This is a genomic window from Nocardiopsis sp. CNT312 (assembly GCF_000515115.1).
Classification (GTDB): domain Bacteria; phylum Actinomycetota; class Actinomycetes; order Streptosporangiales; family Streptosporangiaceae; genus Nocardiopsis.
The window spans coordinates 151,947-165,205 of record NZ_AZXF01000015.1 but is presented as its reverse complement, the minus strand read 5'-3'; the positions used below and the strand labels follow the sequence as shown (position 1 = coordinate 165,205).

Sequence of the window (13,259 nt, the reverse complement as noted above, 5' to 3'; positions counted from 1 at the left end):
CCGGGCAGGGTCCCGCCCGGGGTCAGGCCCGTTCGGTGGCCGGTTGCCGGGTGGAGACGTCGAGGACGGTGTCGCAGGCCTCGCGCACGGCGCTGTTGTGGGTGGCGATGACCACCGAACACCCTTCGGCGGCCATGGCGCGCAGGGTGTCGACCACCATCTGGCCGTTGCCCTCGTCCAGGGCGCCGGTGGGCTCGTCGGCCAGCACCAGGGACGGTTGCTTGACCAGCAGGCGGGCCAGGGCCACCCGCTGCTGTTCGCCGCCCGAGAGGTGGTGCACCCGCTCACGGGAGCGGCCGGCCAGCCCCACCCGCTCCAGGGCCTCGGCCTGGGCGGGCCGGTCGCGGCGGGCCACGTCCAGGTTCTCGCGCACCGTGGCGTTCTCCATCAGCGCGTAGTTCTGGAAGAGGTAGCCCAGGTGGTCGCGGCGGAAGCGGCGCCGCCCGCCGGCCCGCAGGCGGGTGAGGTCGCGTCCGCCGTGGCTGATGCTGCCGCCGGTGGGGGCCTCCAGCAGGCCCAGGCAGTTGAGCAGGGTGGTCTTGCCCGCCCCGGAGGGGCCGGTCAGGGCGAGCATCCGCCCGGGGGGCAGGTCGAGGTCCAGGCCCCGCCACAGGGTGCGGGCGCCGAAGGACTTGGACAGGTCGCGGACGGTGATCACGGCAGATCCCTTTCAGGCCTGGGCGGCGCCCTCACGGACGATACGGCGGTGGAAGTGTGCGAGTACGACGGTGACGATGACGGCCATGGCCGCAGCGATGCTACAGGAGACCGCCAGGGCCCTGTAGGCCCCCAGCACGTCGAACCCGAACACCGCTCCGGCGGGGTCGGCGAACGCGTGCAGGGTGGCGGCCAGGTCCGCGGCCGCCCAGCCGACGAGCACGCTCGCCAGCGCCGCCTCCACCGAGAGCATCAGCCGGTGCGTGGCCGCGAACGACCATCCGCTGATGTGGCGGGCGAAGACGTGCTGGGAGCGCGCACGCGCGTAGACCAGGCACGCGGCGGTGCTGGTCATGACGAGGACGGCTGCGGCCACGGCCAGGGTGACCGCGTTGATGCGCAGTTCCGTGGTGGCCTGCCGGTTGGCGGTGGCCATCGAGGTGGAGACGGATTCGACGGCGGTGACGTGGAACGACAGGCCGCGTTCGGCGACGGCGTGTTCGGCGACGCGGCGGTCCAGGAACAGCAGGCCCCCGCTCCTGGCGCTGATGGCGTACCACTCCTCCTCCAGCAGGCCGTTGGGGACGGCCAGGACGACCGGATCCTCCACGGTCGGGCGCAGGTTCGCGGTCAGGGGGTCGTAGGTGCCGTAGGTGAAGAAGGTGCGGCCCGGCGGGTAGCCGATGACGGGAACCCGTTCCGGCGCCGGGTCCGGGGAACGGAACCCGACCCAGGCGGTGGCCCCCTCGGCCAGTTCCCGTGCGGTGTGTGTGCTGGGGGAGGGGGTGAACACCCTCGGTACCCCGCCGCGGCCGTCGACGTCGGCGAGGACGCCTTCGCGTTCCAGGTAGGTCTCGTTGACGACCAGCACCGCCGAGCGGGCGCTGTGCCGGCCTTCGGGGAGGAGGGTCTCCAGGGGCTCCTGGAGCACTAGGACGGTGCGGCCCTGTGCGTCGGCCCGGCGCAGCCAGGGGCCGAGGAGGTCGCGGTCGGTCTCCACGAGTGCTCCGTAGTCGCCGGTGCCGCCGATGTAGAGCCGGGCCGCTCCCTGGACGCGGGTGATGTCGTCGGCGCCCACGGTATGGGCGTGCACCCTCTCCAGGGCGGTGACGGTGGCCGTGGCCGCGGCCACGGCCAGGACCAGCGCGCTCAGGCGCACGGTGTACACGGCGGCGGCCACGCCGCGGATCGGCATGTGTCCTTTGAGTGCGGTGGTCAGCGGGCTCCGGTGCAGGAGTCCCAGGGCCAGAGCGTGAGCGGCCAGGGCCACCAGGGCCAGCGCCGCCAGGATCCACGCTGACACCGCGGCCAGGCGCTGGTACTGGGCGAGCCCGTTGTAGAGCAGCAGGGCGAGAGCCGCGCAGGCGGTGAGGCAGGGCAGCAGCAGGGCCCACCACCGGCCGATCGCCGCCAGGTCCTTGCCGAGGATCCGCGGGTAGGAGTGGCCCGCCAGGCGTGCGACCGCGTAGGAGCGGGCGTTGAGCAGGACTCCGGCGCCGGCCGAGGTGGCCACCAGAACCGCGGTGACCGCGGCCGTCAGTGCGGTCTCGCCCCGCAACAGGTGGTCTGTCCACGGGAGCGGGGCGGGTGCCCTGCCGGCGGCGGTCTCCAGGCCCAGCTCCCTGAGTGCCTGTTGTACGTGTTCGGCCTCCTGGGGCGAGCCCATTCCGGCGAAACCGGTACGCAGGTCCTCGGTCTGCCATTCCTGCCAGGGGCGGACCTCGATGAGGGGTTGCGCGCTGAATCCGGGGTAGCCTTCGAGCAGCCATGTGTGTAGTGGGTGGGAGGGATCGAACGAGGTGGCGTAATAGGTGCGGCGCCCGTTGATGTCGTCTCTGTCGATCTCCACCGCCGCGATCGAAAGGCTGTTTTCCCTGGCGGTTTCCTCCAGCGCTTGGGATACCTCGACCCAACTCACGGAATTGCTGTCGTGTTCGATTCTGACGTAATGGCTTCCCATGGGTGGGGTGTCGAACCTCTGGTGCATGGCGAACACCACGAGGAACCCCAGCAGGAGCGCCATGGTGATGGCGGTGGCGTGGGCGAAGACGATGATCCTGTGCATGGTCCCGGAGAAGGTGGCGGAGGGCCCTGCCGGGCACGGCCCTCCTGGCTGTGTTCAGGCGGACCTCGCGGGAGGCGTGGGCCTCAGCACGAGGCCTCGTCGTTCCAGTAGGCCTGTTCGAGGTAGTCGCCGGTGTTGAGCAGGCCGGCCCTGGCCCACGACTTGGGGCCGCGTACGTCCCGGTCGGCGGCCACCACCGTTCCGACCTGCCTGACGGTGCGCTGGACGGTCGCCGAGTGGCACTCGGTGGGGTGGTAGTAGCGGGAGTGGGCGTAGTTGCTCTCGGTTCCGTAGCGCCAGGTGCCGCCGCCCACGTAGCGGGTGGTCAGTGCGGCGGCCGCGGTCGTCGTGGCGCCGATGGCGATGGCGGTGAGCAGGAGGGCGGAGAGGATGCGCTTGAAGGTGGCGGACACTGTTGCTCCGTTCGCGTTCAAAGGACTGTCCGGAATTGAGGGGGACGGCCGGCACTCCTTCCGCGGGAATCCGCGGCGGCGGTCGACTTTCCTCGTTCCTTCTCGGCACAAAGAAAACTAACAGTGCCCGCACGGGATCGGCAATGGCCAGGTCGCCTCTGTGGACAAGAAAAGGTATTTCATATTCCCTTGGAAATTAGATAAAATCGGTCAATCCGGATTTTTCGTCGGCATGCGGATCACCGAAAAACGGAAAACCATCGTCCCCGAACCCCGCTCCTCTCGGCGCGGCCGGCCACCGCCCCGAACCACGGCCTGGAGCCGGACGCGAACGACCTCGGTCCCCCGCCGCGGGGCGGCCGACGGCACGCGGCCGAAAGTCCGCAGCGCCGACCGGGGGCCGGAAGCCAATCCCGCCGGGAACCGAACCCGGACGCGCTTCCGTGCGTCTCTACCTCGTACCGGGGCCGCAGGCGACGAGGGGCCGCCTGCGGCCCCGCACACTCCGCCCGGTATCGACCGAACCGAGACAGTTCGTGCGACAGGCAATAGCATCGTGTGCCGTGGCACCTCTGACGACGAACGCCGCGGGCAGCGATCGCCCGAACACCGCACCCGTACGCGGAATCAACGTCGGCTACAGCGACCGCGGCACCGGATACCCCCTGCTGATGATCCACGGCCACCCCTTCGACCGCACCATGTGGACCCCCCAGACGGAGTTCATGTCCGCACACGGATACCGGGTCATCGCCCCCGACCTGCGCGGCTACGGCACGAGCACCGTCGTTCCCGGAACCACCACGCTGGAGGTCTTCGCCCGCGACCTGGCCGCCCTGCTCGACCACGCGGGCGCGGACACCGTGGGCGTGGTGGGCCTGTCCATGGGCGGCCAGGTCGCCCTGGAGCTGTACCGGCTCTTCCCCGACCGCGTCGACTCCCTGGTCCTGGCCGCCACCGACCCCCACCCCGAGGCCGAGCGCCGCCGCCTGGAGCGCCGCCGCCTGGCCGCCCTGCTCAGGGCCGAGGGCATGGCAGGCTACGCCGACCGGATGCTCGTGGGCATGATGAGCGCCGACAACGTCCGCCGCAGCCCCGACACGGCCCGGCACGTGCACACCATGATGCGCGGCACCGACCCCGAGGGGGCCGCCGCGGCCCTGCTGGGCCGCGCCCTGCGTCCCGACTACGTGCCCCTGCTCAAACGGGTGTCCTGCCCGACCCTGCTCGTGGCCGGACAGCACGACACCCTCACTTCCCCCGGGCTCACCGAGGCGATGCACGTGCTGGTGCCCGACTCGGTCGTGGAGATCATCGAGGGCGCCGCCCACCTGCCCAACCTGGAACGGCCCCAGGCCTTCAACCGGGCGGTGCACCGCTTCCTGCGCGACCGCACCTGTTCCTCGGAACGCTGACTCCCACAACACTCACACCAAGCAAAACAAGGACATATCGCAGCAAGAAGCCCCTCTTGTTCGGCGCGGCGGCCATGACAGGGGGCCACCATGGGAACCACCATGGCCCAGAGGCCGACCCTTGAGAAGGAGGTGGGCGGAGCGGGGGCACACCGCTCCGCGGATCATGGACCTTGGCTTTCTGCGACCTCTCTACGAAAGCGACGCCCCGATCGCCTCGGTGCACCTGGACACCAGCCGCGAGTCCAGGGACGCCGACAAGAAGATCGAACTGCGCTGGCGCCACCTGCGCGCCACACTGGACGCACTCGGTGCCGACCAGGCCACGCTCAACGCCCTGGAGACAGCCATCGTGGAGCACAACTCCCGCTCCTTCGGCACGCACGGACAGGCCCTGTTCGCCTCCCAGGGCGAACTCATCTCCGCCTACACGCTCACCGAGCCCCCGGACCAGGACCGCGCTACCTGGCTGCCGGTGCCCGACGCCCTGCCCGTGGCCATCGACCGCGGCCGCCACCTGCCCTACGTCGTGGTGGCGCTGGACCGCGTCAACGCCCACATCACCGCCTACCCCGCCTACCCCGCCGAAGGCCCCGCCTCCGAGCAGGACCTGACCGGTGCCTCCCTGCGGGGCCTGGACGTCACCAGCCGCGGCGGCCCCGGCAACCTCGGCGGCTACAACGGACGCTTCCCCGGCAAGCACGTCGCCCAGGAACTGTGGCGCGAGAACACCGCCAAGGTCGCCCACCACGTCCGCGAGGCCGTCGCCGACGTCGCCGCCGACGTCGTGTTCGTCGGCGGCGACGACGAGGCCATCGCCTACCTGCGCGACAACCTCGGCGAGCGCAGGACCGAACTGCCGATCGTGGTCCTGCCCGGCGGACGCGGTGGAACCGACGCCGAGGAACGCCTGCACCAGGCCGCCGCTGAGGCCCTGCACCAGTTCGTCACCAGCGACCAGGAGCGCGTGGCCGCCGACTTCCGGAGCAAGCTCGCCCACGAGCAGGCCGTGGCCGGAACCGAGCCGACCCTGCCCATGCTCTCGGAGGCTCGCGTGCGCACCCTGCTCATGGGGGCCGAACGCGACGCCGAGCCCCACTTGTGGGGCTCACGTACCGAGCCCGTCCTGGTCGCTGCCCAGCGCACCGACTTGGACCGCCCCGAGGCCGCCTTCCGCGCCCCGGCCAGCGCGCTCATGCTGCGCTCGGCGGTCATGACCGACTCCGACTTCACCGAACTGCTCGAGGACGGCGAGCCCACCACCGACAGCGGCGCCATCCTGCGCTTCGCCGACCCCTCCTGAGAAACATCGCCCCGGTGCGCCGCCCCGGCAACACTGTTGCCGTATGGGCAAGAATCCGTGCGCGGGGGAGGGTCCGCGGCTAGCGTGCGGGCCGAACCCACGAGGAAGGTGATGCACGGTGAGTACACGTCACGGGGTGGACGTCGCGGTCATCGGAGGCGGAGCGGCCGGGCTGAGCGCGGCCGTCACACTGGCACGGTCCCTGCGATCGGTGGTCGTCGTGGACGGCGGCGAGCCGCGCAACGCACCCGCAGCGGGAGCACACAACGTCCTGGGCCATGAGGGGATCGCCCCGCGCGACCTGCTCACGGCCGGCCGCGCGGAGGCGGACCGCTACGGAGCGCGCTTCCACGACGGCCGCGCCGTGGCCGCCCGGCACTGCGAGGGCGCCTTCGAGGTGGACCTGGACGACGGAGGAACCCTGCGGGCACGGCGGATCCTGCTGGCCACGGGCCTGGTCGACGAACTGCCCGACGTCCCCGGGGTCCGGGACCTGTGGGGCACCGACGTACTGCACTGCCCCTACTGCCACGGCTGGGAGGTGCGCGGCCGGCGCATCGGTGTCTTGGGCACCAGTGAGCTCAGCCTCCACCAGGCGCTGATGTTCCGCCAGCTCAGCGAACACGTCACGCTCTTCACCCACACCATGGGCAGCCCCGAGGACCAGGCGTGGGAGCAGATGGCGGCGCTGGACGTCCAGGTCGTGGAGGGCCCCGTGCGGATGCTGAGCACCGAGGGCGGGCGCCTCCGAGCCGTCGTCTTGGCCGAGGGGCACGCGTTCCCCGTGGACGCGGTGGCCGTCGCCCCCCGCTTCACCGCCCGCACGGACCTGTACGAACAGCTCGGCGGAGCAGCGGCCGACCACCCGATGGGCTCGTTCATCGCCACGGGTCCGATGGGCCGCACGGACGTGGAGGGGGTCTGGGCAGCGGGCAACGCCGCCGACCTGTCGGCGATGGTCTCCGTCTCGACCGGGGCCGGGGTGGCCGCCGCCGCGGCGATCAACGCCGACCTGGTCGCCCAGGACGCCCGGGCCGCTGTCCGTGCCCGGCGCGCCGCCGCGTCCTGAGCCCGCCCGCACCCGCCCAGCGCCTGGCGGTTCCGGGCGGGTGCGGCCGAACGCGCACAGCCGCTCGGCGACCGGTGCTCCCCCCGCCCCGTAGCAACCGTCCGGGAGCGGGGCTTCCCTCCCGCTCCTCCCCGCGCGGAGCCGCGCACGACGACCCTTGAAAGTTTTTGCAGTAGAACTCCACCAAGGTATCTGTAGTGCCACTCCAGTCAAGCCGTAGGATGCGGGCATGGACGCACACACCGTCGACGGACGCACCGCCCGGTCCCGGGCCACCCGCGCCCGGGTGGCCACCGCCGCCGCACGGCTGTTCACCGAACGCGGCTACGCCGCCACCAGCATCCAGAGCATCGCGGCCGAGGCCGGGGTGGCCGCCCAGACCGTCTACTACGCCTTCGGTACCAAGTCGGCGGTCCTCAAGCACGCCTTGGACCACGCCGTGGCGGGGGACGCCGCACCCGTGGCGACGCTGGATCGGCCCTGGGTGCGCCGGGCCCTGGAGGCGCCCGACGCCCGCGGTCAGATCCGGCTGCACACCGTCGGCACCGCCTCGGTGATGGAGCGCCTCTCTCCCCTGTCGGAGGTCCTGCGGGGCGCGGCCGACTCCGACGACGAGCTGCGCGCGCTGTGGCACGCCAGCGTCGACCAGCGCCGGACCGTGCAGCGCACCTTCACCGAACGGCTCCGCGAACGCGGGGCGCTCCGGCCGGAGCTGTCGGCCGACGAGGCCGCCGACACCTGCCTGGCCCTGCTCAGCCCGGAGGTGTTCATCCTCTACACCCGCCACTGCGGCTGGAGCGTGCGGCGCTGGCGCACCTGGGCCGAGCAGGGCCTGACGCGGCACCTGACCGAGTTGTCCACCGCGCCGGAGCAGGGGTGAACGGCTCCGGCGCTCAGCCGCGGCCCAGGCCCAGGCGGACCAGCAGTTCGGCCTCGGTGATGATGTCGATGCGCTGCCCGCGCTCGCGGTAGGCCTGCGCCCGCAGGTGCTTGGCCGTCTTTCCCGGGCCGCTGTGGGCTCCCACCACGAGCACGTCGGTCGTCCTCGTGACGTTCTTGGCGGGCCGCCCGCCCGCTTCGGCCACGCGCCGCCACACCTGTGGCTTGTCCATGGCGGCCAGGTCCCCGGACACGCACACGACCCTGCCGAACAGGGGGCCGCGGGGGTCGGCCTCGGGGCAGGGATCGGGCAGCACGGCGCGGGCGTGGCTCTGCCAGCGCTCGAAGTCCCCGGCCGGGGCGAGGGGTGCGGCCGTCACCGGTGCGGGCGCGGTCGGGGCCGCCGCCTCCAGGCGTGCCACCGGTGTCCCGGTGGCACGGGCCAGCTCCTCCAGGCAACCGGTGCCGTGGCGGCCCAGGGCCGCGACCACGATGCGGGCGCACGCCTCGGCGTCGTGGTCGGCACGGTGGTGGTGGCGCATCCGGTGCCCGATGTGGGAGCACACCGTCGGCAGGCGGTGGTCGCCCAGTTCCGGCCAGGTACGGCGCGCCAACGCGAGCGTGCACACGTACTCCAGCTCCGGCCGCCCCGCACCCGTGTGAGCGCACGCACTGCGCACCACCCCCATGTCGAAGGCGGCGTTGTGCGCCACCAGCACACCGCCGTCGACGAAGTCCAGGACGCTGTGCCACACCTGCTCCCAGCCAGGGGCGCCGGTGACGTCGGCGGCGGTGATCCCGTGGACCGCGGTGTTGCGGGCGGAGAAGCGCGAGACCGGTTCGGGCGGGCGGATCAGCGTGGAGAAGCGCTCCACCGGCGCGCCGTCGGCCACGCGCACGAGCCCGACCGCGCAGGCGCTGCCCCGGTCCTGGTTGGCGGTCTCGAAGTCGATCGCGGTCCAGGTGCGCGGCACCGAGCACCTCCTGTGCGTCGTTCGCGGACGGGAACCCGTCGCAGACTACCGCTCCGCGAACGCCCGGACGTCCGGTTCCCCGCAAACGGACCTCAAGTTAGGGGTACATGTGATAAAAAGTTAGGCATGTCGAACTTCAGAGGTAACCACTCCTCACATGCCGGTCCGGTGGTGCTGGGATCCGCCGCCCTCGCCCTCACCGCCTGCGCCACTTCCGCCGCCCCCGCGGCCGACGATGACCGCCCCCTGGTCCTGACCACCTTCACCGTCATCGCCGACATGGTCCGCAACGTCGCCGACGACCGCGTCCAGGTCGCCTCCATCACCCGCCCCGGTGCCGACATCCACCTCTACGAACCCACCCCCGACGACCTCGTCCGCGGCCAGGACGCCGACCTCATCATCGAGAACGGCATGGGCCTGGAGGCCTGGTTCCGCCAGTTCACCGAACGCCTGGACGCCCCCACCGCACGCATCAGCGACGGCATCGACCCCCTGCCCATCACCTCCGGCGACTACGAGGGCGAGCCCAACCCCCACGCCTGGATGTCACCCGACAACGCCCTGGTCTACGTCGACAACATCCGCGACGCCCTCACCGAACTCGACCCCGAGGGCCGCGACGCCTACGCGCAGGCCGCCGCCGACTACCGGGAGCGGATCGAGGAGGTCGGCACCTACCTCGACACCCGCCTGGCCGACGTCCCCGACACCAGCCGCGCCCTGGTCACCTGCGAGGGTGCCTTCTCCTACCTGGCGCGCGACGCCGACCTGACCGAGATGTACCTGTGGCCGGTCAACTCCGAGGGCGAGGCCACCCCCCAGCAGACCGCCGCCGTCACCGAGTTCGTCCGCGACAACGAGGTGCCCGCCCTCTTCTGCGAGTCCACCGTCAACGACTCCACCCAGCGCTCGGTGGCCCGCGAGAGCGGTGCCCGGATGGGCCAGACCCTCTACGTCGACTCCCTCTCCGACCCCGACGGCCCCGTCCCCACCTACCTCGACCTGATCCGACACGACGCCGAAGCCATCGTCGACGGCCTCACCGGCACCCCCTGACAAGGAGTCGCCCATGACACCCGCCATCGAGGTCACCGACGCCACCGTCCGCTACGGCGACGTCCTCGCCCTGGACGGCGTCAGCCTCACCGTCCCCCGGGGCCGGGTCTGCGGCCTGCTCGGCACCAACGGCTCGGGCAAGTCCACCCTGTTCAAGACCGTCCTGGGCCTAGTGCGCACCGACCGCGGCCGCGTCCACGTCCTGGGCCGCACCAGCGCCGCCGCCCGCCGCGCCGGCCTCATCGGCTACGTCCCCCAGTCCGAACAGGTCGACTGGGCCTTCCCCGTACGCGTGCACGACGTCGTCATGATGGGCCGCTACGGCCGCATGGGGCCACGCCGCCGCCCCCGTCCCGACGACCGCCGCGCCGTCGAGGCCGCCCTGGAGCGCACCGGCCTGGCCGAACTGGCCGAACGCCGTATCGGCGCCCTCTCCGGCGGCCAGCGCAAACGCGCCTTCGTCGCCCGCGCCCTAGCCCAGGAGGCCGACGTCCTGCTGCTCGACGAACCCTTCGCCGGCGTCGACCGCCGCTCGGAGGAGACCATCGTCGACCTGTTGCGCTCCCTGCCCGCCGAGGACACCACCCTGCTGGTGTCCACCCACGACCTTGCCCAGGTCCCCCGCCTGTGCGACGACGCGCTCCTCCTGCAGCGGCGCGTCCTGGCCCACGGCACCCCCGCCCACGTCCTGCGCCCCGAGGTCCTCATGGAGGCCTTCGGAGTCCGCACCGCGCCGGAAGCCGCCTGATGGACACCCTCACCGTGCTCGCCCAGTGGTTCGCCCAGCCCCTGCAGTTCGAGTTCATGCGGCGCGCCCTGCTCGTGGCCGTCGTCGCCGGCGTGGCCTGCGCCGTCCTCTCCTGCTGGCTCACCCTGGTCGGCTGGTCCCTCATGGGCGACGCCGTCTCCCACGCCGTCCTGCCCGGCGTGGTCCTGTCCTACCTGTTCGGGCTGCCCTTCGCCGTCGGAGCCCTGGTCTTCGGCTCCGGGTCGGTCGCCCTCATCGGCACCGTCAACCGCACCTCACGCGTCAAAGAGGACGCCGTCATCGGCGTGGTGTTCACCGCCATGTTCGCCCTCGGCCTCGTCCTGGTCTCCCGCGTCCCCAGCCAGACCGACCTGTCCCACATCCTCTTCGGCAACGTCCTGGGCGTCTCCGACACCGACATCCTCCAGATCCTCGTCCTGGCGGCGGCCGTGCTCGCCGTGGCCTGGTACAAGCACCGCGATCTCACCCTGTACGCCTTCGACCCCGTCCACGCCCACGCCCTGGGCATCAGCCCGCGCCTGATGGAGACCCTCCTGCTGGGGATGCTCTCGGTCACCGTCGTCGTCGCCCTCCAGGCGGTCGGCATCATCCTGGTCGTGGCCATGGTCATCATCCCCGGCGCCACCGCCTACCTGCTCACCGACAGGTTCGAGCGCATGCTCGCCCTGGCCGCCGCCGTGGCCGCGGCCGCCGCGGTGGCCGGTGTCTACGCCAGCTTCCACCTCAACGTCTCCACCGGCGGGTCCATCGTGCTCGCCCAGGCGTCGGCGTTCGCCCTCGCCTACCTGTTCTCCCCCCGCCAGGGAGTGCTCTGGCGGAGACGGCGCCCGGCCCGCACCGTCCGCTGAGCCCGCCGCGTCCGTGACGGCGACCGATCCCGCCGCCGGGCGGTACTACCCTTGTGTCCTTCGCACTCCACGCCCTGCCCCGCGTGCTCATCCGAGGCAAGGAAAGGGGACCGGGTGAAGGAACGGATCGAACAGGCGGTGCGCAGTCTGCGCGGCCTCGCCCTAGGCGAGGCCTACGGGCGTCGGCGCTCTCGCACCGGCGACGGGGAGCGGGGGGCCGACGCCGGGCCCCGGCCGCAGGAGGGGTCCTGGCCCTGGGGCGACGGCACCGCGACGGCGCTGTCGGTACTCTCCTGTCTGGCCGAACACGGCCGCACCGACCAAGAGCACCTGGCCGCCGACCTCGCCGCTGACGGCCAGGACGGCGAGGAGCCCCACAGCAGCGGGGCAGCGGTGCGCGTCGCCCCGCTGGGCGCCTACTTCGCCGACGACCTCGGCCGGGTCCCCGCCGAGGCCGCCCGCTGCGCGGTGGTCACCCACACCCGCCCCGAGGCCGTGGCCGGTGCGGTCGCCGTCGCGCTGGCCGCCGCCCTGGCCGCGGCCGGAGGCGACCGCACCGCGCCCGGCCGCCCGTCCTTCCTCGACCAGGTCTCCGAGCGGCTCGAACCCTCCGAGGTGCGCTCGGGGCTGCGTCGCGCCGCGCGCCTGCCCGCCAGCACCGCGCCCGAGCAGGCCGCCCGGGCGCTGGGCGGGGGCGCGGACCTGTCGGCGCCCGGCACCGTCCCCTTCGCCCTGTGGTGCGCCGCCGAGGGCCTGGACGACACGGGGGGTACGCTGCGCCGCGCGGTGGCCGGGACGCGGTTCCCCGACGCTGCCAGTGCGATCGCCGGGGGAGTGGCTGCGGCCCGCTCCGGCGTCGCGGGCGTCCCGCAGGGCTGGCGGCAGGCGTGTGCGGACCTGCCCGCCTGGGTCGAGGCCCTGTCCCCGGCCCGGTAGGGCGCGGGGAGCGGACCGCGGCAGGGGCCACGGTCCGCCTACAGCAGGATCGCCAGTTGACGGGCCTGGGCCACCAGTACGCCCGTGCTGTCCCAGATCTCCATGTCCTCCTCGTGGAACCCGCCGTCCACGTGCCGCGTGAAGGCCCGGCAGGCCAGCCACCCCGGAGCGGGTCGGGCCCGCACGTGTGTGGTCAGCTCCACGGTCACGGTGTTGTACGCCCCGATCTGGGTGACCGCGGGGACAGCGAAGTCCGCCATCGCGGGCAGGGCGTGTACGTCGGCCTGGCGGCCGTCAGCGAAGCGCATCCAAAACTCCATCTGCGGATCGCCGTCGGTGCGCCCGTCCAGGAAGGCGGGGCGCTCCGAGTAGCGGTACTCGACCCGCAGTCCGATGGTGTTGGGCCCCACGTCGGCGAACTCCCGCACGTGTGCGCACTCCTGCGGGTCGGGCAGCCCTGGCGGCCCCTGCGTGTGCAGCCGCGGCCCCTGGGCGGGGGAGAGGTCGCCGTAGGTGGCGGTGGCGCGCACGACCTCCTTGCCGCCCTGGGACAGGGACGCCTGGCCGGTAGCGGTGCGGCGGCCCTCGCGGACGGTCTCGGTGCGGATCTCGGCCGGTCCCGGGGCGGCCGGCCGCAGGTAGAACGCCGACACCACCAGCGGGTCGGGCTGGCTGAGGCTCTGGCGCAGGGCGTTCAGCGCGGTGGCGAGCACGTACCCGCCGTTGGGGTGGGTGGTGAACGTGGTCCAGCCATCGGTGAGCACGGCTGTGAAGACGCCGTCGGTGTCCTTCTCGACGCGGGTGTCGCGGTCGAACTCGAAGCCGGCGGCGGTGGGGTCAAGGCTCATGAATGTATATTACCGACCGGTCAG

At 72.5% G+C, this 13,259-nt stretch carries 13 protein-coding genes; 8 read left to right on the top strand and 5 right to left on the bottom strand.

Features of this window, described 5'->3' with window-relative positions:
* Positions 1-22 precede the first annotated feature (22 nt).
* The 3 genes from B042_RS0107100 to B042_RS24285 all read right to left on the bottom strand — a co-directional run bounded on the left by B042_RS0107100 (position 23) and on the right by B042_RS24285 (position 3,135).
* Positions 23-658 (bottom strand): ABC transporter ATP-binding protein, encoded by a 636-nt coding sequence (locus B042_RS0107100; protein WP_028647700.1) that lies wholly within the window; start codon positions 656-658, stop codon positions 23-25.
* 12 nt (positions 659-670) lie between these two features.
* Positions 671-2,722, bottom strand: coding sequence for a hypothetical protein (locus B042_RS0107095; RefSeq protein WP_028647699.1), 2,052 nt, complete (start codon positions 2,720-2,722; stop codon positions 671-673).
* An 83-nt stretch (positions 2,723-2,805) separates the two neighbouring features.
* Entirely contained in the window at positions 2,806-3,135 is a 330-nt protein-coding gene (locus B042_RS24285) for a lactococcin 972 family bacteriocin (protein WP_051415519.1), read from the bottom strand.
* 563 nt (positions 3,136-3,698) lie between these two features.
* Here B042_RS24285 and B042_RS0107085 point away from each other — a divergent pair.
* The 4 genes from B042_RS0107085 (at position 3,699) to B042_RS0107070 (ending at position 7,802) form a co-directional block, all read left to right on the top strand.
* Positions 3,699-4,550 carry an alpha/beta fold hydrolase gene (locus B042_RS0107085; protein WP_028647698.1) on the top strand — a complete coding sequence of 284 codons (852 nt, stop codon included), beginning with the start codon at positions 3,699-3,701 and terminating at the stop codon, positions 4,548-4,550.
* A 166-nt stretch (positions 4,551-4,716) separates the two neighbouring features.
* Positions 4,717-5,853, top strand: a complete 1,137-nt coding sequence (locus B042_RS0107080; protein ID WP_028647697.1) for a hypothetical protein — start codon at positions 4,717-4,719, stop codon at positions 5,851-5,853.
* A gap of 118 nt (positions 5,854-5,971) precedes the next feature.
* Positions 5,972-6,922, top strand: a complete 951-nt coding sequence (locus B042_RS0107075) for an NAD(P)/FAD-dependent oxidoreductase (protein WP_028647696.1) — start codon at positions 5,972-5,974, stop codon at positions 6,920-6,922.
* Between the two features lie 229 nt (positions 6,923-7,151).
* Positions 7,152-7,802, top strand: a complete 651-nt coding sequence (locus tag B042_RS0107070; protein WP_028647695.1) for a TetR/AcrR family transcriptional regulator — start codon at positions 7,152-7,154, stop codon at positions 7,800-7,802.
* Positions 7,803-7,815: 13 nt separating this feature from the next.
* Here the strand turns inward: B042_RS0107070 and B042_RS0107065 are convergent, their stop codons facing one another.
* Positions 7,816-8,775 carry an exonuclease domain-containing protein gene (locus B042_RS0107065; RefSeq protein WP_028647694.1) on the bottom strand — a complete coding sequence of 320 codons (960 nt, stop codon included), beginning with the start codon at positions 8,773-8,775 and terminating at the stop codon, positions 7,816-7,818.
* 126 nt (positions 8,776-8,901) lie between these two features.
* On the opposite strand from B042_RS0107065, the gene B042_RS0107060 reads away from it, so the two are divergent.
* The 4 genes from B042_RS0107060 (at position 8,902) to B042_RS22225 (ending at position 12,387) form a co-directional block, all read left to right on the top strand.
* Complete coding sequence (locus tag B042_RS0107060; protein ID WP_028647693.1) at positions 8,902-9,834, top strand: metal ABC transporter substrate-binding protein; 933 nt, start codon at positions 8,902-8,904, stop codon at positions 9,832-9,834.
* Between the two features lie 13 nt (positions 9,835-9,847).
* The gene (locus B042_RS0107055; protein WP_028647692.1) at positions 9,848-10,582 is read left to right on the top strand and encodes a metal ABC transporter ATP-binding protein; all 735 of its coding nucleotides are present in this window, start codon (positions 9,848-9,850) and stop codon (positions 10,580-10,582) included.
* Complete coding sequence (locus B042_RS0107050) at positions 10,582-11,451, top strand: metal ABC transporter permease (protein WP_028647691.1); 870 nt, start codon at positions 10,582-10,584, stop codon at positions 11,449-11,451. The genes B042_RS0107055 and B042_RS0107050 overlap by 1 nt, the downstream gene beginning before the upstream one ends.
* 114 nt (positions 11,452-11,565) lie before the next feature.
* The gene (locus B042_RS22225; RefSeq protein ID WP_036554181.1) at positions 11,566-12,387 is read left to right on the top strand and encodes an ADP-ribosylglycohydrolase family protein; all 822 of its coding nucleotides are present in this window, start codon (positions 11,566-11,568) and stop codon (positions 12,385-12,387) included.
* A 38-nt stretch (positions 12,388-12,425) separates the two neighbouring features.
* Here B042_RS22225 and B042_RS0107040 read toward each other — a convergent pair whose 3' ends face one another.
* Positions 12,426-13,235: a thioesterase family protein gene (locus B042_RS0107040; RefSeq protein WP_028647690.1), complete on the bottom strand. Its 810-nt coding sequence runs from the start codon at positions 13,233-13,235 to the stop codon at positions 12,426-12,428.
* Positions 13,236-13,259 lie beyond the last annotated feature (24 nt).

Bases quoted from the DNA above. Each gene is read 5' to 3' on its own strand.
- B042_RS0107095 (WP_028647699.1), bottom strand. From the start codon at position 2,722: ATGCACAGGATCATCGTCTTCGCCCACGCCACCGCCATCACCATGGCG.
- B042_RS0107080 (WP_028647697.1), top strand. From the start codon at position 4,717: ATGGACCTTGGCTTTCTGCGACCTCTCTACGAAAGCGACGCCCCGATC.
- B042_RS0107070 (WP_028647695.1), top strand. From the start codon at position 7,152: ATGGACGCACACACCGTCGACGGACGCACCGCCCGGTCCCGGGCCACC.
- B042_RS0107060 (WP_028647693.1), top strand. From the start codon at position 8,902: ATGTCGAACTTCAGAGGTAACCACTCCTCACATGCCGGTCCGGTGGTG.
- B042_RS0107055 (WP_028647692.1), top strand. From the start codon at position 9,848: ATGACACCCGCCATCGAGGTCACCGACGCCACCGTCCGCTACGGCGAC.
- B042_RS0107050 (WP_028647691.1), top strand. From the start codon at position 10,582: ATGGACACCCTCACCGTGCTCGCCCAGTGGTTCGCCCAGCCCCTGCAG.
- B042_RS0107040 (WP_028647690.1), bottom strand. From the start codon at position 13,235: ATGAGCCTTGACCCCACCGCCGCCGGCTTCGAGTTCGACCGCGACACC.